Annotated in this window: 19 protein-coding genes and 1 pseudogene; 7 read left to right on the plus strand and 13 right to left on the minus strand. The window is 40.2% G+C overall.

Going from position 1 to position 24,483, the window contains the following annotated elements; all coding sequences use genetic code 11:
• Nucleotides 1–23: 23 nt before the first annotated feature.
• The 7 genes from LC653_RS14870 to LC653_RS14900 form a co-directional block, all read right to left on the minus strand.
• Nucleotides 24–851, minus strand: a complete 828-nt coding sequence (locus LC653_RS14870) for a class I SAM-dependent methyltransferase (protein ID WP_229495204.1) — start codon at nucleotides 849–851, stop codon at nucleotides 24–26.
• A gap of 42 nt (nucleotides 852–893) precedes the next feature.
• On the minus strand, nucleotides 894–2,114 hold the full coding sequence (locus LC653_RS14875) for an O-antigen ligase family protein (RefSeq protein ID WP_229495205.1): 1,221 nt from the start codon (nucleotides 2,112–2,114) through the stop codon (nucleotides 894–896).
• A gap of 37 nt (nucleotides 2,115–2,151) precedes the next feature.
• Nucleotides 2,152–3,078 (minus strand): glycosyltransferase family protein, encoded by a 927-nt coding sequence (locus tag LC653_RS14880; protein ID WP_229495206.1) that lies wholly within the window; start codon nucleotides 3,076–3,078, stop codon nucleotides 2,152–2,154.
• Between the two features lie 55 nt (nucleotides 3,079–3,133).
• On the minus strand, nucleotides 3,134–4,456 hold the full coding sequence (locus LC653_RS14885; RefSeq protein WP_229495237.1) for a flippase: 1,323 nt from the start codon (nucleotides 4,454–4,456) through the stop codon (nucleotides 3,134–3,136).
• A 104-nt stretch (nucleotides 4,457–4,560) separates the two neighbouring features.
• Nucleotides 4,561–5,505 (minus strand): glycosyltransferase family 2 protein, encoded by a 945-nt coding sequence (locus tag LC653_RS14890; protein ID WP_229495207.1) that lies wholly within the window; start codon nucleotides 5,503–5,505, stop codon nucleotides 4,561–4,563.
• A 76-nt stretch (nucleotides 5,506–5,581) separates the two neighbouring features.
• Nucleotides 5,582–7,786, minus strand: a complete 2,205-nt coding sequence (locus tag LC653_RS14895; protein WP_229495208.1) for a GumC family protein — start codon at nucleotides 7,784–7,786, stop codon at nucleotides 5,582–5,584.
• Between the two features lie 1,140 nt (nucleotides 7,787–8,926).
• Entirely contained in the window at nucleotides 8,927–9,079 is a 153-nt protein-coding gene (locus LC653_RS14900) for a hypothetical protein (RefSeq protein WP_229495209.1), read from the minus strand.
• Between the two features lie 770 nt (nucleotides 9,080–9,849).
• Here LC653_RS14900 and LC653_RS14905 point away from each other — a divergent pair.
• The 5 genes and pseudogenes from LC653_RS14905 (at nucleotide 9,850) to LC653_RS14920 (ending at nucleotide 13,871) form a co-directional block, all read left to right on the plus strand.
• Nucleotides 9,850–10,242, plus strand: coding sequence for a hypothetical protein (locus LC653_RS14905; protein ID WP_229495210.1), 393 nt, complete (start codon nucleotides 9,850–9,852; stop codon nucleotides 10,240–10,242).
• 70 nt (nucleotides 10,243–10,312) lie between these two features.
• Complete coding sequence (locus tag LC653_RS14910) at nucleotides 10,313–10,684, plus strand: deaminase (RefSeq protein ID WP_229495211.1); 372 nt, start codon at nucleotides 10,313–10,315, stop codon at nucleotides 10,682–10,684.
• 565 nt (nucleotides 10,685–11,249) lie between these two features.
• Nucleotides 11,250–11,354 (plus strand): annotated as a pseudogene (locus LC653_RS47320) (DUF3172 domain-containing protein); the annotation flags it as partial.
• An 886-nt stretch (nucleotides 11,355–12,240) separates the two neighbouring features.
• A complete protein-coding gene (locus tag LC653_RS14915; RefSeq protein ID WP_229495212.1) occupies nucleotides 12,241–13,260 on the plus strand; it encodes an RNA polymerase sigma factor, RpoD/SigA family in 1,020 nt (339 codons plus the stop codon).
• A 116-nt stretch (nucleotides 13,261–13,376) separates the two neighbouring features.
• Entirely contained in the window at nucleotides 13,377–13,871 is a 495-nt protein-coding gene (locus tag LC653_RS14920) for an ureidoglycolate lyase (RefSeq protein ID WP_229495213.1), read from the plus strand.
• A 312-nt stretch (nucleotides 13,872–14,183) separates the two neighbouring features.
• Here LC653_RS14920 and galK read toward each other — a convergent pair whose 3' ends face one another.
• The 5 genes from galK to LC653_RS14945 all read right to left on the minus strand — a co-directional run bounded on the left by galK (nucleotide 14,184) and on the right by LC653_RS14945 (nucleotide 20,130).
• Complete coding sequence (galK, locus tag LC653_RS14925) at nucleotides 14,184–15,287, minus strand: galactokinase (protein WP_229495214.1); 1,104 nt, start codon at nucleotides 15,285–15,287, stop codon at nucleotides 14,184–14,186.
• Between the two features lie 5 nt (nucleotides 15,288–15,292).
• Entirely contained in the window at nucleotides 15,293–16,381 is a 1,089-nt protein-coding gene (locus LC653_RS14930; RefSeq protein WP_229495215.1) for a M24 family metallopeptidase, read from the minus strand.
• A 248-nt stretch (nucleotides 16,382–16,629) separates the two neighbouring features.
• Nucleotides 16,630–16,920 (minus strand): hypothetical protein, encoded by a 291-nt coding sequence (locus LC653_RS14935; RefSeq protein WP_229495216.1) that lies wholly within the window; start codon nucleotides 16,918–16,920, stop codon nucleotides 16,630–16,632.
• A gap of 271 nt (nucleotides 16,921–17,191) precedes the next feature.
• On the minus strand, nucleotides 17,192–18,292 hold the full coding sequence (gene galT, locus LC653_RS14940; protein WP_229495217.1) for a galactose-1-phosphate uridylyltransferase: 1,101 nt from the start codon (nucleotides 18,290–18,292) through the stop codon (nucleotides 17,192–17,194).
• Entirely contained in the window at nucleotides 18,271–20,130 is a 1,860-nt protein-coding gene (locus LC653_RS14945; protein WP_229495218.1) for a glycoside hydrolase family 2 protein, read from the minus strand. The genes galT and LC653_RS14945 overlap by 22 nt, the downstream gene beginning before the upstream one ends.
• An 869-nt stretch (nucleotides 20,131–20,999) precedes the next feature.
• Here LC653_RS14945 and LC653_RS14950 point away from each other — a divergent pair.
• Nucleotides 21,000–21,809 carry a phytanoyl-CoA dioxygenase family protein gene (locus LC653_RS14950; protein ID WP_229495219.1) on the plus strand — a complete coding sequence of 270 codons (810 nt, stop codon included), beginning with the start codon at nucleotides 21,000–21,002 and terminating at the stop codon, nucleotides 21,807–21,809.
• Nucleotides 21,810–22,059: 250 nt separating this feature from the next.
• On the opposite strand, the gene LC653_RS14955 is transcribed toward LC653_RS14950, so the two are convergent.
• The gene (locus LC653_RS14955) at nucleotides 22,060–22,425 is read right to left on the minus strand and encodes a hypothetical protein (RefSeq protein ID WP_229495220.1); all 366 of its coding nucleotides are present in this window, start codon (nucleotides 22,423–22,425) and stop codon (nucleotides 22,060–22,062) included.
• Between the two features lie 518 nt (nucleotides 22,426–22,943).
• Between LC653_RS14955 and LC653_RS14960 the strand changes: the two genes are divergently transcribed.
• Nucleotides 22,944–23,951: a glycoside hydrolase family 43 protein gene (locus LC653_RS14960; RefSeq protein ID WP_229495221.1), complete on the plus strand. Its 1,008-nt coding sequence runs from the start codon at nucleotides 22,944–22,946 to the stop codon at nucleotides 23,949–23,951.
• Nucleotides 23,952–24,483 lie beyond the last annotated feature (532 nt).

The following is a 24,483-nucleotide window of genomic DNA, read 5'->3' on the forward strand; positions in this document are numbered from 1 at the left end:
TTCTCTATCGCAGATAATCAGTATTATTTATTTGGCTTGATGCCCTCACAATATAACGAGCCTGGTAGATATACTGTTCCATCAGGATTAATATCTAAGACTTCATTACTAAAGTTTATAATCTTACTTGTATGGGCATCCAGAAATTCAATATTTGAAAAACCAACTCTTTCAAAAAGGGTTTTCATGCTATAGCTATCATACATCCACTTATGTTTTTCCCCAAGGGAGGTTTCATCTATCATAGACTTGCGGACATAGCGTGGTATCAACCTCTTTACCATGTCAATATAGAGGTATTTAAATTTGTTTTTGAGTTTATTTTGATTTATACTAAATACCTTTTGCAACACAGAATTAGTATTATTAGTTGCAATTTCTTCTTTGATATTCACACCTGTTCTTGCTTGTACATAGTTTATGGATGATTCATCATTGTTTTCAAGCACTTGTCGCCAATAAGTTTTCATCAACCCACCATGTTCTGTTCTAACCAATTGGTCGATTAACTCAATAATAATCCATTCATATTGTTTCCTCGATTCCTCATTTTCAATACTATCGATAAGTCTTAAGTATTCACGGCATGTTCGCTCTAAGTTAGGAACAACGATGCGTAAAATCCCTTGAGGTTTTAGAACTCTATAGCATTCTTTCACTAGCATTTCTCCTGTGTCTTTAGAAAAATGCTCTAGGACATGACTGCTATAAATCACATCGAAATAATCTTTGGGGTATGGAAGTGGTTGCAATAAGTTATGGGCAATTACTTCAGGATGCTCAGAATTAAAATCTATATTTATCCATCCAGATGAAAATCTATGTCCGCATCCAAAATTTAACTTTTTCATGCTTTTTCTCCTTTCAATTATCTAAGTATGTAAAGTATTTACCTATTTATATATTCGCGCCTGCTGTAAACTAAGAGTTAGAGACAGAGAGGTTGTGATATACATCAACCAATTCCAACTGGGAGTTAATAATCTTGCCTCTGAGAAATTCACTATGACGATGATAATTAGCATCTGCATTGGCCAATAATCTTCCGGTTTTTCTGCCACTGAAACAATTCGAGTCAGTGCCATTACGAAGAACCGGATAAATCCTGCTGCAAAAGTTAAGAAACCTAAAAATCCTAATTCTAACAATAGTTGTAAAAAGCCATTGTGAGCATTGCTTGCCCAATCATAAGTAGCTCTCAGATTAGATGCAGCATTACTAGTCCAAAATCCAGAATATCCATAACCTAGCCAAGGTCTTTCCAAAACTTTAGGTATCACTAATTCCCAGAGATCAGAGCGCCCATTCAAGGTAAGGTCTTTACCAGAAGTACCAACTACAGTTTCAGCATTATTGATTAGTAATATTGAAACAATAATGAGTAACATTAAAGCTGAAGTTATCATAATAACTTGTAATTTATAATTAGTTTTTTTAAAGGATTGGTAAAAAGGTAAAAGTAATATCATTGTCAATAGGATCGCCAAAGATGTTGTTGAACGTGTAAGGATAATTAGACATATAGATAACCCACATAGCGCCCACATTAACCAGCGATATCGATAACTACTAAGGGCAAGATGTAAAAACACTCCTGCACTCCAATTCATCATGTAACCTAATTCGTTTTTATGACCATAAATTCCGCTCCACATATCTACTAATTCAGGCGATATATGAATATAACCTGGTATGAATGCAGAGAATATCATAGATAATAATGCAGATACGCCAAGCGCCCAAGCTATTAGCCTCATTTGTTCCCTAAGGGGATAACGGATTGCCAAATAGATTGCAAGAAAATATATTCGGATTAGACCTTTGATATCTTTTAGAGTAGAACTCAAGTCTTCTGACCACAATATAGAAAATATAACTATTGCTAAGAAAAAAAACTGTAATGGACTTTTGGTAATTACATAAATAAAACCTTTCCAGTATGAAATTAGGAAATAAAATAAGATTGAATATGAAACTATATTGAAAAAAGTATCTACCTTATCGCCTCCAAGGGTAGACATGGAAATTTCTTGTGCAGGATGTATTGTTAATGCTCCTACAGCAATTATTAATAACAATATAGCTAATATTTTTTCTGTTAATTTTACCTTCATGGCTGATATTTAATTTATTAATTTACTAAATATATCACTATTTTTTCATCGCTGAGTAATTCAATCTTTTCTTTACTTCTTCTTTAAAAATATCCAATACAGTTGCTTTATATACTGTTTTCTGTGTAAAGTTATCTGCCTCTAGATTCCTCACAATAAATGGTGGATCTTTTAAGGGAAATTCCATCGCTTGCATCGACATATTGATGAATGAAAATTCTTGGTTGGAAGTGAAATGAGTCGCGTCGGCACCAACACCAACATTAGAGATTAAATTGACATTGGGAATAATGCTTAAGCTACCCTGCATCCAACAAGCAAATGTCCATTGGTAATCCCAGGTTATACCTGTAGGATTGTTATAAACAGACTGAAATATTCGTTGCCAATAACTTACTGCTTTTGGGTCTACAAGAATGTCATGTAAAAGGTTTTCTGCTTGCACCTCTTTCCAAAGTTTGATCGTCAAATCATAATGTTGCCAAGCACGCCTCCAACTTGCCCAACCCCAGCAGTGATTGTAGCGAGAAAAATAGTAACTGTAATTTGTGCGCTTTCGTCCGAATTGAAGATTTTGAGCAGAGATTGTGGCAACTCTGGTATCGTTCCTATATTTTTCTAGCAGTTCTTCACTAAATCTAAAAAATGTTGGGTGAGGGATACAATCATCTTCTAAAATAATTGTCTCTTCAACATTATTGAATACCCAATCTAAACCACTAGATACTCGTTTTGCACAGCCTAAGTTGATATCAGAATAATTCTTGATAACTTCGCACTCCCAATCAACTCTTTCAATAATTGCCCGAGTTGCTTCACACTTTTCTGCTTCATTTTCGCGATCAGTGCGGGGGCCATCTGCAATTACAAAAAGTTTTGTTGGCTTGGCTTGGCGAATAGCTTCAAAAACTTTCTCTGTTATTTGTGGACGCTTGAAAATAATAAAAGTTACTGGTGTTTGCATTTTTGATTAATTTGGCTAATGCCCTTGTTGATATTCAAAGCTTAGATAAGAACTATTAATACTTATAAAATGGAATAAGCGATCGCACCTGAATCTTAAATATTTTTTGTGTTCTTGAATCAAATGCATTGCACACAAAAGCAGCAGCAGCTTGAGATATTATGGTTGCGATCGCAGCCCCAAAGCCTGCATATTTAGGAATAAGCAAGAAATTAAGAATGATATTTAGTATCGCCCCAAATAAATTCTTACCTAAAGAAACGTGGTTCAAACCTTCAGCAATAAACCAAGGTGATGTTGCAAGACCCATAAATACAAATAAAGAAGTCCAAATATGGATTGCTAGTATTGGCCCCGCTTCTGCATATCCATTTCCAAACATCACCATAATTATCTTGCCGGAGAGGAATGTCATTGGCAGAGCAATTGCAAAAGATATACATGTAAGGAGACGAAGTAATTGTCCTATTCGCTGATAATAAAGACTTTCTGATTTTTCTTTGGCCGCATAAATTGAAGGAGCAACCGAAGAGACAATAGCCGCCGGAATAAAATACCAAATTTCTGAAATACGGACAGCAGCAGAATAAATTCCAACCTCATTATTTCCGGTCATTTGACCTAACATTACCTGATCAATTTTCATAAAAATCATGATAGCGAACCCCGAAAAAATCAGAGGTAAACTCTCTTTCAAAAGAGTTTTGGCAGTAGAAAAACTCCAACGCCATAACAATAATGAAGATACTTTGACTTGATAAACAATCAGCAAACCAATTGCACTCATTGCAAATTCTGCTAATGTTACCCAAGCAAAAGCTAACAATGGGGCTTTTGTTAAAATCAGTGCTATTTTAATGAGACTATTTAGCAGAAACGCTATATTCTTAGCAATCACGGTGTATTTCGACTCCACCTGTGATTGAAACCATAGTTCAATAGTATCAGCTGCTCTAAAAATTCCTGCCATTGCTAAAATTGCAACTAGCCATATCTTCAGTGTTTCATGCTCACCTAAGAAAAACATGCCACTAACTGTCAATAAGACAGAAGCAATTCCACCCAGCAACTTTAGCCAAAAAGTGGTTCCTAAAATTTCATCTTTGTTTGATGATTGACGCACAAGATGGCGAACTACTACATCGTCTAGTCCTAGAGTAAAAATCGGAGTAAATAAGCTAACAAAGGCTAAAATATAGTTAAACAGACCATACTGCTGTACTCCTAAATAGCGTGCTACCCATACTCCGACAACCAAGCTTGCACCCATACGGAGAATGCGGTCAGCAAACAACCAACCTGTATTGGCAATAATTGCACGCAGACCAGAACTAGATTTAAATTGTGATAAGCTTTGAAGCCTAAATTTACTTAGCATTGCCATTTAATTTAACCATGTAATACTATTTATGAATTTTGCTAGCTTCCTAAATTATTCAAAATAGAATAAGTTAAGCCAGAATTTGAGATAATTATTAGTTACTATTTTTTGAATTTGCCAGACATCAAAATTTTTATAAAGTAGCTGAATAACAAAACAATACCCTTGATTTTCCAATACAAATTATGTTCAAACAAAAAAATTATTTTCAAATATGAAATAAAATCCTGAAATTTGGGACATGGGATTGTTTTTAGCTCCTCAAGAGATGTGAAAGCCAATAATAACGGTAAACTCAAATTATTTTTGTGAAGAATGTAATTAAATAAGGAATTGCGTTTCCAAAATCTTTTATATTCATAGTTTTTGTCTGTATCTAAAAACTTATTGTTATGATATTGATTATTTTCATGTATTCTATACATCACTAAAGGTTTAGACATATAAAACTTTTTAGCCCCTACCAAAGAGGCTCCCCATACCAGACAGTCATCAGACCTCACACGCCAATCTTCTATATTTGGAATAGGTAAAATTTTTCTGATTATTTCTCTACGTATTGATAATGTTGAAGTTATAGAGCCAATCCATTCACCATTGCATAAAGTTCTGATTACTGAATAACCCAAATCTAAATCAACTGCATCAGTTTGAAATATTCCTTCCACTGCCCCAAACTTCTTATATGCACAAAATATAAAATCACATTCAGTACGTCTCCTATAAAAATTTAGTGCGTTTTCTAAATATTGAGGTTCATAAATATCATCAGCATCTAAAAAAAATATAATCTCTCCGGTTGCAGCTAAAAAACCTTCATTAAAGGATGATAATTGTCCTTGATTTTTTTCTTTAAAGATACATTTAACATTGTCTAATTGAGCAAATTTATCGATAACTTCCGCAGAATTATCTGTAGATGCATCATCAACAATAATAATTTCATCAAATTTAACCGTTTGATTTAAAGCACTATCAATTGCCTCTAAAACAAATTCAGCATAATTGTAGTTATTAATTAAACAAGATGTTTTAATTTTATCCATGTAAGAATGCCTCCATAATCAGGAATAAGATAGGTTAATTTACTTGCAGCAACCTTCACTTTTGCAATTTGTCTAATTAACGCTCTTTGGAAAATTTTGTTAAGCTGCTAGATACTAAATCTTGTTCAATTTGTTGCTTTTTGTTCTCATAAAAATAATTATTAGGTTCATTTTTGGTATTCACACCATTGATGACTATCCCTAACACTTTCTGACCTGACTGAGTTAAAAACTCTTTAGCTGAATTCGCACTGTTCAAGTCAACTACTCCAGGACGAACGACTAATAAGATTCCGTCAGTGAGGGTACTTAAAACAGCAGCATCTGCTATTCCTGACAAAGGAGGTGTATCAAAAATTATAAAATCGTAATCAATCCCAAAGTTACTAATTAATGTTGCCATGCGTTGAGAATCTAGCATTGCTACTGGATTAGCAGGCAAGATTCCAGAAGTAAGAACCTCAAGATTAGGCATTACTTCTTGTATTGCTGCATCTAAAGAAACTTGACCAGCAATGGCATTACTTAGCCCTGTTGCATTTGTTAGCCCCCAGATATGATGCTGCATGGGATTACGCATATCTGCATCCACCAACAAGACCCGCCGCCCTGCCTGAGCCATAGTCACAGCTAAATTTGCAGATACGTCAGACTTTCCTTCTTTGGCAACGGAACTTGTGATTACAATACTTTTTAGCGGTTTATCAGAACAGAGAAACTTCAAGTTCACTTGTAGTACTTGGTATGCGTTACCAAGAGGGAAGTAAGGAATATCTCTGCCAATGATTTTGGGAATAGCTCTATCGATTCCTGCTATAGAAGAATTATCTTTACCATTTCTAGCTTGTGTCGGAATCACTCCCAAAACACTGTATTTTAAGACTTCTTTGGCTTCTTTGACCGTTTTGAGCGAGCGGTCTACTAAGTCTAAACCAAAGGCAACAATGATACCTAAGAAAAGACCAACTCCTCCTCCACCAACAATAAACAGGATTTTGCGAGGCCCTTCTGCTTTATCGGGGGTTAAAGCATAGGAAATGACACGAGCATTAGGAATCTTTTGGTTCTGTGCAATATCAATTTCTTGGCGTTTCTTTAAGAGTGTTTCGTAAGTCGTTTGAGCTGCTTGCAGCTTCCGTTCTAGTTCTCGTTGACTCTGTTCTAGCTTTGGCAAATTATTTGCTCGTTTGATATAGGCATCTTGCTGTCGCAAAAGTGTGGCAATTTGTCTTTCTAGACCGACGCGTTCTGCCTGAGCACGAGTAATATCTGCTATTAAGCTTTGCCGCAGTTGTCCAACCTGCAAACTTCCCTCTGTTATCTGCCCTGTACCAGCGAATTGTCCTATCCGCTCTTTTAGCAAGCTCTGAAGAGCTACGACTTTTTCTTGTAAGTTAGTAATTGTAGGGTGTTCAGGTGAAAAACGTGTACGCTCTAGTGCCAGTTGGCTTTCTGTGTCTTGGAGTTGGGCAAACACTTTCTGAACTCCAGGTGCTTGAGTCAATTCAGATGCGATTACACCTTGCTGTGAATCTATCTTAGCTTCACTGCGTAACTGTTCTAAACGACCTTTGACATCATCTAGTTGAGCTAAAGCTTGGGAAATTTGGTTTCCTAACTTGGAAATCGTATCAACTGCTGCGCTTGCTTCTTGTCCCAAGACAACAACTTTATTCTTTTCTTTAAATAGCCGCAGTTTTGATTCGGCTCTTCTGACAATTTCCTCAGCTTTGGGTACTTCCGTTACGAGAACCTCTTTGGCTGTCAGTGCTTCATTCTGATTAGCTTTGATATTTAGGTCGATATAACTGTCGATAACTTCATTGACAATTTTGGCAGCCAGTTCAGGATCACTGCCTTTATAAGAAAGTTGTACAACATCAGTGCCTTTGATTCCTTCTATTTTAAGTTTTTTTGCCAAATCGGGAATCGACAGCCGTTTGCCTTTGCTATCTTTGAGGTTAAGGGAATTAATTGTTTTCTCAATCACTGGATTTGATCCAATAACTCTCACCTGAGTTTCCAGGGGATTGTCATTCACATTTAAAGCTTCTAAGCGTCCTATGTCTTGCGGTAACCCTGTGAGTGAGGAAGAGCGATTTGTTTTAATCATCAAACTTCCTTCAGCTTTGTATGAGGGTTTTAGTGAAAATGCATACAAGCATCCAAGGGTAACAGTTATGCCAAAAATTCCGACTAGAGGTAGCCAACGGCGTCGGATAACTTCTAAGTATTTCTGAATATTTACTTCTTCAAACTGTGGCAAAGATTCCATCGTCATAATATATACAAATTTTATAAAAAAGTTGATTTACTTACAGGAGATATTTCTCAGTATTTTACCGACACTAGCACTGGAGTCTACTTTGCTATGGTAATATCTGCGTTGATTGTCAGCTAATGCCTTTTTGTTGAGGTTGTTCAAGAGGTGAATTCAGGAGGCAGGAGTAGGGAGTGGTGAGTAGTGAGTGGTGAGTGGGGAAAGACCACTTTCATGCTTGGTTGTGAAACTTGTTCATTGGGACTGCCTTCTGCCCGCTACCTTTCTTTGTAAACTAATAGACATTCTTAACTAGCAGTATCTGGCTTCCACTTATCTACGAAAGACTAAATAGTAATTGACTAGAGCTTGGTAGTGATCCTCTGATGGATAGGTGTAGATATTGATGATTTTGCTAATTAATAGTCAATTATTTTGAAGCTAAAATCTTTCTGTATTTCCTGGCTCACTGAAGATATTTGACTAAAATGCACCAATTTTATCCTCCACATGTATATAGTTTTATCAGTCGAACTTTACCTGATATTGCTTGATCTTATCCTGACAACAAAAACAGGATAACTCAAAAATCTCTCCTTAATTGAGTGGCTTCCGATTTTTTGGTTAACTTAGCTTTGTGTTACTACTGACGGAAGTATTGATTAATCATCTAATAATCAACATCATATTATGTAAGAACACTGAATTGGATAACTTTACAAAATATTCATACAAATGCTACTATATTCGCTGCCTGTTTGTTGATTCTGAAAAGACAAGAGGAATTAATTGCTTAAGGGTAAGTAATAAAACAAGTGTGCCAGCCTACAAGCAATGGAACCACTTCAGAGGTAGGCTTCGGACAGTGAAAAGAGACGCTTAGAAAGACTGGATGGATATTTACGTGATCTTCTGCTTAAAAGCTTTCAACAATAATTAGTTCTTACTTGGAATAATGGTCAATCTTGAGGACGATACGGGACTGATATCATGTCCGGTAAAAGACTTATCATTAAGACCGCAGTTTTTGCTGGGGGCTATTAGCTGGGGGAAAGAGAGTTTTAATATTTTTGCATAGATGCCCGGAATAATAACTAATTAAGCGGACATGATATGACGATAATCAAATTGTGTGATTATAAGTATCGAACTTGTAAGGACTCACAACCAGTTTAATTTGCCCAGACTAGTGAAAGACTTTTTTTGATGTGGGTTGATGTGTGGAAATGACAGCACAGTAACCGTTGAGCTTATATCCCGTTTAGGCTTACCCGTAAACTTGCGATCGCCTTGTTTGTATTTTGCAATAGACACAAAATACTCCTTCCAAGGTTTATCTAACAATATATATGTTGTCTTATCTGTGTAACCGTATGGTAACACGCATGAGAGATAAACGGCTAGTAACTAAGTTTGCACAATAAAACCGAACTATGTGAAGAGAGATAAACTAGGATGCAATCGTTTTCACTGCTGCTTTATGCCAAGAACAAAGTTTTCCGTTGACCAGAAATAAAAAGGTACAGAGCAACTAAATTTCTTTATAGTTACTGAGCGTAGTCGTAAAGCCTGCGGCATAGCTACGCTTAGGGCGCAGCCTAAGAAGAGAAGTATGGGGTTCAAAATTTTTGACTGCGTGAATGCGTGACACTTCGACTCCTTTCGACTGCGCTACTTCGGCTACGGTTCCATGTCCGCAAGTCGAGATGCTCAGTACAAGTCAAGGCAAGTCGCTCAGTGTTAACTTTTGACTTCCTAGTTCGCGTAGCGTCTCCAAGAGTTGGGGCTGACCTACTTATTAATACGGCTAAAAGAATATGAGTTAGCACAGTTGCAGTAGAAAGCAGAGAACAGACGAGTGTCAAATTCTGACATGGTTAGAGCATGGATTGCTCAACTGCCTACTTTGAGACAAAAGTCTACATCTGACTAAATAAACTTCACTATATTTTTAATGAAGTTTAGCTAAACTTCTTGCTACCTGTGTTAATCTGAAGCATTAAAACTAGGCTGCCATTTTTTGCTTTCTGTATCTAGCCAATTTTAATTATTAAACTAACATTAAATGTAAAGAGTATTTAATTATGAAATTATCTTCCATCACCTTAGTCCTTGTCATTAGTACACTCGTTCTCCCTCAGAGTGTCTATGCTAACCAAGAAAATGTTCCCATGATAACAGGCGATTACAATCAGGCTGGAGTTTTATTGACGGAACCAGCCACGATTAACACTACATGGAGTAATTTTACCGGACAGACTAATAATCCCAAAGAAACTGCTGAATCAATTTTGCTAGTAGAGGAGCAAGGATGCCAAAAGATTAACCCACTTGAGTTCATCAATAACCCAGGCGCTTTCTTTAAGCAATGTCAAAAGCCAACAAATACCCAAACTTCTCAAAGTACTGAGCCAATTGAGTATCTCAAGGTTCCTAAACTCGATTCTGGTATTAGTGTGACAGTTACTAAGTTTTGATATAGAACTTTTTTAGTAAGAGATAATTAATTATTGGTAATGTAATTTATCTAGATAATTACGTTAAAACATGGATGAAATATTTATGCTGGCTGCTTTAGCTCAAAGCCGAAAAGCTTTGCCAGAATGTTTGCCCAACCCACCAGTAGGCTGTGTAATCATAGATGCCCAAGAGATAGTAGCCCAAGGATACACGCAAGCGCCCGGAAAACACCATGCTGAGGCTGACGCACTTAACCAAATTCAAGGCAAAGCTTTCAACTTCTTGAAAATGTATGTAACTCTTGAACCTTGTTCTTTTCATGGACGCACACCCGCATGTGCTTTAGCGATCGCCAAAGATCGTCGTATACATGAAATATATGTATCTATAATTGATCCAGACTCCCGTAATAATGGTCAAGGATTGGATATTCTCAAGAATTGCAGGAAAAATAGTTAATGTTGGGTTATGCGCCAATGAGGTGAATGTTTTTCTTAACCAATATCTAATAAAGTGATACTTGAAAAGTTAGGTTAAAATTGCAACACAGTACCATCTTCCAAAAATTTTTGCAACAAGTCAATCATCTGTGTCGATTCACAACTGTGCTTTTATATCAACTTAAGGTGAAAACTAGTAAGCGTGGAAGGTTTAATATCACGTCCGCTTGATTGCTTATTAAACCCGAATCACGCCACCCCGACAATCGTCGCTTTGTCTCACCTCCCCAAGAATAAGGGGAGGGGTTGGGGGTGGGGTGTAATGACTGTGGTTATGATAACTAATTATGCGGACATGATATAAGATATCCTCTTGTTAAGGGTTTCAGATGATTTTTGCATTTTTGGAGAAGTCGGGAATCTTGTTATTGAAATTATGCTGTTTAATAACCACCCCTAAACGTAAGTCTTTTCTTAAAATAGGATAATTATTTGCGATCGCGGGTGTTGCTATCTTGCCAAGTATTATCCTTGGTGTTAATGTGACCAATGTTACTACTTTTAGTCAATAAAATGTCGCCAAGAGTAATTACATTGATAATACTGCACCCAATACAGATGTCTGCGTGCAGTATGACACAAGCGCAATTATCATAGATGCCTGCGTCTTTGCCGTCCTAAATCCCTAATTACAAGTATTTAACTGGACTTTCAAGAAGCAAGGCAGCTATGCTGTCTTGGTTGAGGTAGGATTTGACTTGTTTGTTTCCTTTGTAGCGGTTGCTGCACCGCCAGTTGAACTGCTCCTAAGAAAGCTGTTCTTAAGTAGAGGAGGCTGGAGAAGTGCTTTTTTCATGGTTAGCCCTCTACGTATCCGGATTTATTTAATATGATTGGATTATTTAGTAAAAAATTAGGGGTAAAAAATGGGCATTTTATGTTTAATAACTTGATATTCAATAAAAATAAAATTAAAATATAACCCAAATATTAGCTATCAAAACAAATTGTTATTTTTTGTTTTAATAATTTTAAATACGACTACTGTAGGGGTTTTGTGTTCTTAATTTGTTTATTGTAATAAAATAGTTTTTGGGGCAATTTTTCATTTCTTCATATACTGTATTTAAAAATTAAATAAATCATAATTATATTTCAAAATATAGCAATACTATTTGAGTTGTAAAGATTATCGAACCGCCTTCTCTGCGAGAGGCTTCCGCCAACGCGTAGCGTCTCGCAGAGAAGTCGCCAAGAGCGCCAAGGAAAGAAGGAAAGAAGTTTATGAATCATTTAGGACTGCTATATGCAAATATCAATAATAAAGCAGTGTAATAGATTCAAAAGATATGGTGATCATACTTGAGGTAATTGATTTGTCACTACTGATGATGTTATTATTAGGGAGTGGGTTGATTTTGGGTTTATTATCTCCAAGAATTGACTTGTAATGTATCATAGACCAGAATTCATCAGTATTGCTAATTGATTGATTAGCAGTGTGAAATGGCTATGGGTCTGAATATCTAGACTTGATACCAATAAATTGATGAGGTTACAGAGGAGCAAATAACCATGAGCAACTTAACATCTCCACCTACCGAAGTTCAAAAAACGAAGAAAAAAAGTTTAGCCGCAGATAAAAAACCTCGAGCTACAGATGATATTGTGCGTAGTTATCTGCAAGAAATCGGGCGTGTAGATTTGTTGACTCGTGAACAAGAGGTTATTTTTGCCGAGCAAGTGCAGCAGATGATGAATTTACTAGCTGCTAAAGAAGAATTGGCTGTGAAATTAAACCACGAACCCACGTTGCAAGAATGGGCAGATCAGGTGGAGTTAAGTGTTGAGGTGGTAGAGAAACAGCTAACTCAAGGACATCAAGCCAAGCAGAAAATGATTCAGGCTAATCTCCGGTTAGTGGTAGCAGTGGCGAAGAAATACCAGCACCGCAACCTGGAATTTATGGATTTAATTCAAGAAGGTACTTTGGGTTTAGAGCGAGGGGTGGATAAATTTGATCCTGCTCTTGGTTATAAGTTTTCTACCTACGCTTACTGGTGGATTCGTCAAGGAATCACAAGAGCCATCGCTCAACAAGGACGGACAATTCGTTTACCGATCCACGTCTTTGAGAAACTGAACAAAATTAAACGGGTGCAGCGAGAATTATCTCAACAGTTAGGTAGGGTTCCTACTACTGCTGAAATTGCTAAGGCGTTATCTTTGACACCTAGCCAAGTTCGAGAGTGTTTGTACTTAGCGCGTCAACCCTTCTCCTTAGAGGCGCGAGTTGGTGAACAACAAGATACAGAATTGCAGGACATACTGGAGGATGATGGCCCTTCTCCCGAAGACTATGCTGTTGAAGAATCTCTTCACCAAGACTTACAAGACTTGTTGGCAAAGCTGTCTCCCCAGCAACGAGAAATATTAACCTTGCGCTTTGGTCTGACTGATGGATATGAACTTTCTTTAGCACAGATTGGCGATCGCATGGGTATTAGTCGAGAACGGGTGCGTCAGATAGAGCAAAAAGCTCTCAGCCTCCTCCGACGGCAAAAAGAACAAGTACGTAGTTATTTAGCTAGCTAAATAATTCATAATTTATAATTACTAATTCATAATTGAATTTTTTAACTATGAATTATGAATTAATAATTATTGGTTATTTTGGGGGAAAATAAACCTAAGCATCTCAAAGGTTTGATATGAGTACATCAAAGACAGTGCAACAATTGCAAGCACAATGGGTGACTTCTGAAAACTTTCGGCGTTATGGACAGGTGATTTTTGCAAGTCTTGATGGCAAAGCTTACGATGTGGAAGATGCCCAGTTAAACCTGCAAAACGGGATTCCACGATTTTATATTATGCGGTTGGAGAAGAGGGGGCAAAAGTTTCACAAAATTACTCGCCATGTGCAATGCACTCAATGTCTGGGTTCTTTGGAAGGGAAGGATTGGTTAATTGCAGTTTGTCCTCCTAATAATGATGTGAATGAACCAGCATTAGAAGAGATTGCTGCTTTCCGCATTCCGGGGAATTGTTTTATCAAGCTACATGAGGGTACTTGGCACGCTGGCCCCTATTTTGATCATGAAGCTGTAGATTTTTATAATTTGGAACTAGCTGATACAAATGTGCTGGATCATTTCACCCATGATTTTCTCAAGAGTCATCAATTAGAGTTTGAGATGATTTAGGTGAGATTGGGTTTAATAAATATGATCATTCGTTTATAGAGTGCGTAAGCCCTAAAATAGTATTGCCTGCTGAATCCACAGCACCATATAGATATTTATATTCACCTTTTACCTTAAATTATTAGGCAACATTTCCATAAACAACTTTAGAGGTTGTTTGAAAAGTGGTTAGCTGTGATTTTAGGCACTTGTTGATCCCCCCTAACCCCCCTTAAAAAGGGGGGAATTAGAATCAAAGTCCCCCTTGAAAAGGGGGATTTAGGGGGATCTAAAACTTTTTGCTACCAACGAAAGGACTTTTCAAACATCCTCTTAGGCTGCATCACTCAATCCCAAAGAAGGAACCAAAATTCGTCCGTTGTAACCTGCTTGGTTGTATTGTTCAAGGACATGAGTTGCAATACTTTCGCTCTCACCTGATTTAACCAAAGCTACACTTGCCCCCCCAAAGCCTGCACCTGTCAATCTTGCACCAAACACCCCTTCTGTTTTCTGCAAAATCTCTACTAACCTATCTAGGGCTGGTACTGAAACTTCGTAATCATCTCGCAAGCTGGCGTGGGAAGCGTTCATCAATTCGCCAAAACGCTCAGATGTGACTCCCTGCAATACTTCCAAGACGCGATTATTTTCTGTAACCACATGACGGGCACGACGCTCTAGTGGTTCGGGTAATACTTCTGTTACATTAACATCGATAATATCTCGCAATGCTTTCACTCCGAGCGATCGCGCCGCCTCCTCACACTCAGCGCGACGCTGATTATAACCGCTACTTGCAAGTGTGCGCGGTACACCGCTATCAATAACTAAAATCTCCGCTTTCTCAGGCAAAGGCATCACCCGGCGTTCTAAAGTCCGAGTATCTAAAAATAAGATATGCTCAGTGTCAGCCAAGCTAGAAGCCATCTGATCCATGATGCCGCATTGCACGCCAGCATATTGAATTTCTGCTTGCTGGGCGAATTGGGCGATTTCAACATCATCAATGGGAAGGTTCAAAAGTTGGCGTAATGCCCGGAGGGTTGCCACTTCCAAAGCTGCGCTGCTAGATAAACCCGAACCCATAGGAACCGATGATTTGACGTATACAGAAAGTGATGGTATTGTGTAGCCTGCTTTTTGCAAAAGCTCAATACAGCCAAAAATATAACTGGCGAATCCAGAGGGCGTATGATGAATATCTGAAATGCTGACTTGCTCGTTGAGATTTTCTGAGTAAAAGTGATGCTGGCGTAGGCGTAGCCCGCCGCAGGCATCGCTACTAAAACCTAGTTGTACCGTCGTGGATTGAGGAATCGCAGTTGGAAGAACGAAGCCATCATTATAGTCTGTATGTTCGCCCAGTAAATTTACTCTTCCTGGCGCACTAGCTTGAGTTTCAGGTGGTTTACCGAATACTTGTTGAAAATCCATAATTTTTAATTATACAAAGGTACAGGGCGTAATCTTCCTTCTACCTCAACATTAGGAAAATTTGGATCAAAAGTCAGATTTTCTAACTTTCCATCTTTCAAAATCACAAAAGTATCTTCAATTTTTGCCCCTGCTAAACTAGGATTCCAAGCAACAGCAATACCTTCTGCCAAAGTATCAGTAGTAGTTGGATTTGCTACGATTTCTCGCGCTAAATATCCAGTGGTTCCTCCCTGGTGATGTTCGTGGATGGCATTGGGAAATCCATGCTGTTCATAAGCCTGAGCTAGCGCGTGATAAACTCTGTCCAGACTGGTTCCGGGTTGACACAAATTCAAAACTACTGCTTCTATTTCGCGCACATGGGAATGCAATTCGGCTCGTTCGTCTGAAAGCGCCCCAAAACAAACAAATCGAGTCAGATTTGCATATAAACCGTAACCTCTAGCGCAAAACACCAGCATCGCTTGCCGTCCAATCTGTTCTCCTGTGGGTGTAGCATGACGGTATAGCGGTAAACGCCTCTCACCCGCTACCAGTGTCAGCGCCGGATGTAAGCCTTTCGCCCATAATGCCTCTGCACCCGCACCCGCTAACTGATATTCTGTCCAAGTTGGCTTGGCGGCTTTGAGTACTTCTGTCATTGCCTGACTAGCTTTTTGCCCAACTTGGCGATATCGTTCTAATTCACTTGACATCATTACCCGTTTGTGTGATTGCAGAGATGGGGGTAACGGCTGTTCTAAATTGGAGATGGGGCGATCGCTAACTGCTTTCCCTTTGCCAGTTGCATCACGAACAAAAGACTCACGGGCACCACCATCAGCCCAAGGGTTCACGTACACCTTAAAATTAGCAGGCAGTTCTTCATCCTTAAGACGCTGCGCTTCAATTTCATCCGTCAATACCCAAGCATCTTCAGTAGTTACTAATACTTCTGCTACGCCAGTTTCAGCAGTCAGCAGTACTGTGTTAGAAGCGCCACCTGTTGCCCAAGCAAACCAGTCTGTACCGCGCAAGCGCACGCCTTGCACTTCAGTTTCACGCAAAGTTTGCCTGATTAACTCTAGTTTTTTGGAGACTTCTTCGTTCATAAGAAAAACACGTATAGATACAGATGATTATCAAATTTATCTACGTCTGTCTGCGTCTGTCTAAGGTTGGTATTCAAAATGGTACAATTAATCTATGTCTAATTTTCTAACCAGTTCTCTAATTGTAAGTTAGAAATATTAGTAAAATCTTTATAGATAACATTGGCTAAAGTAGCGATTAAATTTTTTCACCGCTTGGGGGTTTTATTTGAGAAGCGCAATGTAAATGTTAGTGTCTAACAGATACACTAGCCGTTATCCTGATTATCAATTGAGTCTATGCTTCTACCTTGGTAAGTATGACGTTGTTGGTCAATCTCTCCAAATATTTCTGTTAAATCTGGTTGATTTTTCCACACCCCAAATAATTTATTTAATTTAGCTAATCTCTCTTCTTGTGTTAAATTTAGTTTTGGTTCGGATATATGTTGTTTTTCAATAAATTCTAAGTCTATAATTATTTCTGTTCCATCGGGAATGTTATTTAGTTGCTCTAATATTTCTATATTTTGACCGCGTTTTATTCCTCTGATTTTCATGTTTATTTATCTTTTATCTTTTGATATATCATGGTTGGGTTGATGTTAACCCAATATTTTTGGTTTGCCTATTTTCCCTTTATGCAAAATGGCACTAATATAACGGCAAACCTATTATTAATAAGGCTTTTGGGTGTGGGATATCGGGTGTGGGGTGTAGTAATCAAGAAGTTTATTAATGTTCCCACAAGCATTCTATTTTTCTTGCTTTTTTCTTACACTCTACACCCTACCCTGAGGAAATTTCACCTTTTCTTAGTGCCATTCCTCTTTATGCAGAAATCGGTTCTTCAATATTCACCACCACAGCTTGTAACTCCTTAGCTTTCTCCTCCGGTAAAGCATCATTGGCAAACATCCCTGCTGCAAGTTCAGTTCCCGCCAGATACTTCAACCTTTCGCTTGTCCGATATGGTGGAAAAAACTCGGCGTGTAAATGCGCTTCTGGATGCGCTAAACCGTCAGTTGGTGCTTGGAACCAAGCCATCAAGTAAGGAAATGGACGATTCCACAAGCCGTCATATTTGAGAGTGACAGTTTTTAACGCCTTAGCAAGTCCCCAACGTTGCTGTGGGGTAAGATCCATGAAAGTGCCAACTGGTTCTTTTGGTGCAATCCAAACCTCATAGGGGTAACGAGCGCATACCGGGACAAATGCGATCGCATACTCATCTTGATAAATAATCCGTTGATTATCTGCAATTTCCTTCTGAATCAAGTCTTGTAGTAAACCCCGCCGATGTTTTTCATAATACTCCTGCTGCATTGACAGCATCCGCGCTGGCACTGGCGGTGTAAAGGGATAGGCGTAAATTTGCCCATGAGGATGGTGCAAAGTCACGCCCACCTCTACACCTTTATTTTCAAAAGGCAGCACGTACTGAATTTGGGGATTTGCTCCTAATACGCGGGTGCGATCGCCCCACACTTGCAACAGCAAATCAAGGTGTTCCAATTCCAGAGAACTAAGAGAAGCTTGGGCATTTTGAGCAAAAACCACCACTTCACACGCCCCATTAGCAGGCAATGTTTCCACAATACACTTCGGCGGGTCGTGTGCCACTTGAGCCATTGAGGGAAAGCGATTATCAAACACCGCCACATCATACTTACCTGGGGGTAGTTCTGTAGGAAACTCCGGTTTCGTAGTAGGTGCAAGGGGGTTATATTCCGGGGGCGGCATGAAAGTCCGCCCTTGACGGTGAGAAGCATAAGCAACCCATTCACCGCGTAAAGGATGCCAGCGCAGGTGGGGATTTGCCTGCACTGGTTCATTACTAGGGCTAGTGGCGATGATATTATCGGCAATCGGGTATCGACTGTATAAGGTCAGTGGGCGACCATCCGGCTTTAACAGCTTGTGGGAGTACATAATCCTTGTCCTGAAAGGGTCGCAGCGCGGATCGCCTCAATGGGAAATTTAGGCGTGCGATCGGCGTATAATAAACCGTTAGCTTCTTGGAAAGTATCTGTAAATTGGGTGTAGCAAAATCCGCTAAACAACTCGATATCATTAATCGTTTCCAGCAGAGAAGCGTATTTAATTTCTAGCTCGGAAATATTCGAGCAACGCTCATATCCCCAAGCTTTATCTGCATCGGGATTATCAACAGGGGCATAGGCAATGCCACCAAACTCAGTCAGCATCACTGGCTGTCCCTGATGCGGAAAGTTATCCAGTGTCAGGATGCGCCCTCCAGGACGCTTCCGGTCAAACAAATCTGATAGCTTCACTTCTGGCCCATAGCGATGAGCTAATCGTTGTGGGTGGGTGTCGTAGTCATGAATAGCCAGAATATCTGTATCTGTACTTTCCCAGCCATCGTTGCCAATTACTGGGCGGCCCGGATCGAGAGTTTTAGTTAAGTGATACATTGCCAAAACGTAGTTTCGGTGAGCCGCAGTCTCAACCAGATTCGGAACTCCCCAGGATTCATTAAACGTTACCCAAGCTACGATACAGGGGTGGCTGATATCCCGCCTAATCACCTCAGCCCACTCTCGTGTCGTGCGTTCCACTGCTTTAGGTGTGAAACGATATGCACTGGGCATCTCCTCCCATACTAACAACCCCAGCACATCTGCCCAATATAAAAATCGCGGGTCTTCAATTTTCTGGTGCTTACGGACTCCGTTAAAACCCATTGCTTTGGCGAGTTCGACATCGCGCCGCAATGCTCCATCGTCCGGTGCTGTCATTAGCGAATCGGGCCAGTAGCCTTGATCCAGAACTAAGCGCAAATAATAAGGACGACCATTGAGCATAAAGCGATCGCGCTGTATCCCCACAGTCCGCATTGCTGTATAGGATTTTGCTTCATCCAAGAGTTGATCTTTATACCAAAGTTCAACGTGGGCATCCATTAAAGTGGGCTTTTCGGGACTCCACAGCAATTCGTTGCGGTAGTCGTCGATACCTGGATCGGAAAGGGAAATGCGACGGCCAATTTCTCCGTTAAACACTTCATAGGTATCGTTTGCCAGCACGGTATTGCCAATGCTCAGTTTTACCTTGATTTGGATACCAGCAGGCGCATCACCTGCGATCGCAGCATAACAACCAACTTCCCACCGCTCGAAATCGGGACTCCACCGAATATGATCGATGTAAGTTTTACCCACCCGCTCAATCCAGACTGTTTGCCAAATACCACTGGTGCGAGGATACCAAATACTGTGCGGTTCCAATTGCCAATCCTGCTTTCCTCTAGGCTTGGCAAGGTCACAAGGATCATCCTGGGCCCAGACTGTTACTTTAGTTATGCCGATGTCATTCAAAACTGCGGTAATATCCAGCGTGAAAGGAGTATGTCCCCCTTCATGCTCTACCATGTATTGACCATTAACCCATACACGGGCGCGATAATCCACAGCCCCAAAGTGCAATAGTAATCTGCCGTCACCTTCAGGCGTTTCAAATTCTCGCTCATACCAGCAGTTTGGATGAAAACCTGTATCACCAATACCACTTTTGGTAGATTCGGGAGCGAAGGGAACTTGTATATGATGAGTCCACCCCTGGATATCGCCTGGTTGAACACATTGCCCTTCATCGTCAAAAGCGAACTTCCACTCACCGTTTAAATTTAGCCAGTGCGATCGCTGTAACTGTGGACGTGGATACCCAGCTTCTGGGAAACCAGAAATCCTTTGATTATCTGTATTAGTGGGTAATTCAACTTTACGATTTTGTATATCCAACAACTTCATTAAAACCTCTTAATGTAACTACAATAGAACAAATTTTTTTGTGCCTTCGGTTTAGACTAAACTAGGCTCTTTTGAGACATTCCAGGAGTTTTTTCTTCTCCTTTCTCTGTAAGCAATATAACTTTATACCTGTACTTGCATAACGATATTTACCGCTTACTTAGTAAACATAAAAACATCAAGCGCCCTAGTATTGGGGCCATAAAATTAGGTATAGACTGTTGACTCGTGACATTATGGCACACATATAGTGAATATTTGCCAAGTTGGGAGGAAAAAAATATCGCATATACTGGGCGGACAAAACGCCCACCCCACAACAGTTATGTTGAATTCGGTTTTGCAAATTAACTCTATTGCCCCATAACGCTGGAAGTTTTTTTAACTAATTCTGGGAGTTTAAGTCAACATAAACTCCAAGTGGCGGGGTGTGTCTTGCAAATCCACATTTAAGGAAACTTCCGCTCCGGTTTGGCGCTAAATCTCCGTTACAAAACTTAATTAAGTATTACAAATTATTTGAATTCCTGGATTACGGAGTTGTAGCTAATTTTCAGCAGTTGTGGTATCAATCTGCGGCGAAAACTCCCATATTGGCGGCAAAGGCAGCAATTTTTGCCTTCAGTAGTTTTATCACCTCTTACTACACTTATAATATCACAATTTAGGCAGTGAACTCGCTTAAGAACCCTAGAAACTAATCAATATAAAGCCTTATCTACAAAGAGATTCGGATAACCTAAGTCTACAAAAACTGATAAGTCAATTCCAGAAATGGTGCGCTATTATCGACGAACAATTGCAAAAGCTGCTGTTGAGAGTCCGATTTAAATTCGACTTTAACATGATAAATTGGCGAGGATAAGAAAATGGTTCAAAGTATAGGCAGAGTAAATAAATATACAGATACTGACCTAAACCGATTTGCCGAAGACCTGAATCGAGACGGAATTTGTGTGATTCGCGGTCTTTTTGATAAAGAATTGATTAGCGAATGGGCAAAAGCTTTTGAAAATTTATTCCGAGAGCGCCAAAATCAACTAGGTGGACTGGCTCCCCGTGAAATTGCCCGTTACTATCTAACATTGCCTTGGGTTTCCCCCTTTGCCAACGTGGAAGTTTTCGCCAATCCGGTGATTATGGGTGTGCTGGAGCGAGTATTTTTTCAGGAATATGTGATGGTTCAGTTGGGAGTTGATCTCCCAGTACAAGGTTCGGATTATCAGGAAATCCACCGGGACTATCGCCCTTTGTTCTCTGACCAAATAGTAACGCCACTCTACGCCCTTGCGGTTAACTTCCCACTTGTGGAAGTAACGGCAGAAAACGGCCCGTTCCAGATGGCGCGTGGTACGCATATCTTGCCGCGTGAAGAGGGACTAAGGAAAATTGCCACTGGTGAAATTCCGATGGAATCTTTTCATATGCAGCTAGGGGATGCGATGATTCGGACACCTTTGGCGCTGCACCGGGGTTCACCAAATCGGACTAACCAGCCAAGACCGATGGTAGTTATGGGCTATGCTATGCATTGGTTGCACACGCCGAAGGTAGATTTAACTCTCCAACGAGACTATTATGAGAGCCTACCAGAGAAGTTAAGGCAGATGATTCGGTGCCAGGTGGTGGAACAGTTGCCAAAGGAGAAGGTTGAAACTTACGTGAATTTCAAGTACTAAAGACTTGCAAAAAATAAATTATCCAGTAGGTGCGTTAGGCTTAACGCCGTAACGCACCGCCTATACATAACTCTAGGATTTACGCGAAAAACCTCTCAAACTCCCAATACTGCGTAGGTTTTGAATATTCGTAGGTTGGGTTGAGCTTTAGCGTTACCCAACAAACCCCGCTCTTAGGTTGGGTTTCCTTCCTCAACCCAACCTACACATTAGACCTCTTGCAAAAGTCTATCCCCTTTTCCACATCCCGTCAAAAGTCAGGTTGAGCGACAGCATTTGCTTGTTGAGCGACAGCATTTGCTTGTTGAGCGTACGCATTTACTTGTTGAGCGTACGCATTTGCTTGTTGAGCGTACGCATTTGCTTGTTGAGCGTACGCATTTGCTTGTTGAGCGTACGCATTTGCTTGTTGAGCGTACGCATTTGTTTGTTGAGCGACAGCATTTGCTTGTTGAGCGTACGCATTTACTTGTTGAGCGACAGCATTTGCTTGTTGAACGACAGCATTTGCTTGTTGAGCGTACGCATTTACTTGTTTGGAAGTAGGTAAGGTACTCTCTCTCTTTTTTCCAACGTCATCAATGCTACCCAACTCTAACCTACTTGTCCCACACATCTAGGACTTTTGCAAGAGGTCTATTTTTATTTTTTAACCTTAACCGAGCAGTATTGCTCAAACTCCTATTCCTGTGCGTCCTCTGTGGTTCGGTTTTTCGTTACTTGTGCGTAAGTCCTGATTGACAAGAAATGCAAAATATGGATAAGTTTAAAAACCATATATTTCGTAAGGGCACAGCAATGCTCATTGGTGTCAACTTAAGCTCAAACCTATGTCCCACAACCGTTCTACCCCACCCCTCAATCCCCTCCCCAAAGCATCGGGGAGGGGAGGTTTTGCGTCAGCAAAGCCGGGGTGGGGTAATGCGGATCGTGATGGTAAGTGAATGAACTCAATATCACGTTATGACTTGGGTTTCACGTTAAGTTGACACCTATGAGCAATGCTGTGCCCCTACAGCATGATCTATTTACGATCGCAGAATAATTAAGAAAAGCCGAACCAGCATAAAGATAGTTGTTTTTGCGATCGCACTTCCTAAAGAATTGAGTTAACACGCTATAGCGAGCGCCGAGATGTTAACTTATACCAATCCAGTCTACAAAGGCTATTTTGCCGATCCTTTTGTTTGGGAATTTGAAGGTGTATACTATGCGATCGGCACTGGTGCAGCCGAAGCAGAAGGAATGGTAGACGAAATAGCGGATTCTACTAACAAACTGCGTGTATTTCCTCTATTACGCTCCTTTGATTTCATCAATTGGGATTTTGTTGGTAACGCCCTGTTGCGGCCAGACCCTTCCCTTGGCGATAATTTTTGGGCCCCGGAAGTTGCTTATTGCAACGGCAAGTTCTACCTGTACTACTCTGTAGGACACGAGGACAAGAATCATCAGTTGCGTGTTGCCACGAGCGATACTCCCTTGGGCCCCTATAAAGATGTTGGTGAGCCACTTGTAGACCCGGAGTCTTGCTCTTTTGCCATTGACCCCCACCCATTCTGTGATGATGATGGACAGTGGTATTTATTTTATGCTCGTGATTTTTTAGACACCGAGGACGGCGTGCGTGCTGGCACTGCCCTCTTTGTAGACCGACTCCAAGATATGACGAAACTTTGCGGTGTTGGGAAAGTCGTCTTACGGGCGCGTTCCGATTGGCAACGATTTTTAGCCAACCGATTGATGTATGGTGAACATTTTGATTGGCATACCTTAGAAGGCCCCTGTGTCCGTAAACATGGAGATCGATATTATTGCTTTTATAGTGGTGGGCGCTGGGAAACTGAGGACTATGGTGTAGATTATGGAGTTGCGGATAATGTGATGGGGCCTTACTCTGATTTCGGTAACGAAACGGGGCCACGGGTGCTGCGTTCGCTTCCTGATCGTGTCAAAGGGCCTGGACACAACTCAATCGTTGTGGGCCCCGATGGTCAGACTGAGTACATTGTCTACCATGCCTGGGCGGCGAACATGGATGCGCGGCGAATGTGCTTGGATAAACTCATTTGGACGCAATATGGGCCATATTGCGAAGGCCCCACTTGGACACCCCAGGCGATCGCCTGCAAATCAATTTGATTTCCAAGGATTAATACCAATTCACAAAAACTTGACACATATAGATTTTTCGTAGGGGCATGGCAATGCCCATAGGTGTCAACTTAACGTGAAACCCTTGCAATGACGTTATATCAAGTTCACTCAATTACTAATTAAGCCGTCGTCACCCCACCCCGCTTTTGTCTAACGACAAAATCTCCCCTCCCCGGGAACGGTGAGGGGAGATTTTGGGGAGCCAGGGAGAGGCTAGCGCCAAGGGGTCTCCCCAAGTGGAGCATCTGGTGTGTGGGGTAAAATGACTGTGGAATGAAGCTCTCTGACTTAAGTTGACACCAATGGGCAATGCCATGCCCTTACCAGCGTATTTGTATCATTATTAAACCTCTTGCGAAAATCCTTGATCCGCCAGGGACTCAAGTCCCTCTCTTATAGCAAAAGTCCGTTTAAACGGACTAAAATTATTGTTATTAGTCGGTTTAAACCGACTTGAGCTATTAGCCCGAAAATTTATTTTCGGGCGGATGTTCGACTTTTGCAAGAGGTCTATTAA

Source organism: Nostoc mirabile CHAB5784 (genome assembly GCF_020829645.1).
Taxonomy (GTDB): Bacteria; Cyanobacteriota; Cyanobacteriia; order Cyanobacteriales; family Nostocaceae; genus Nostoc; species Nostoc mirabile.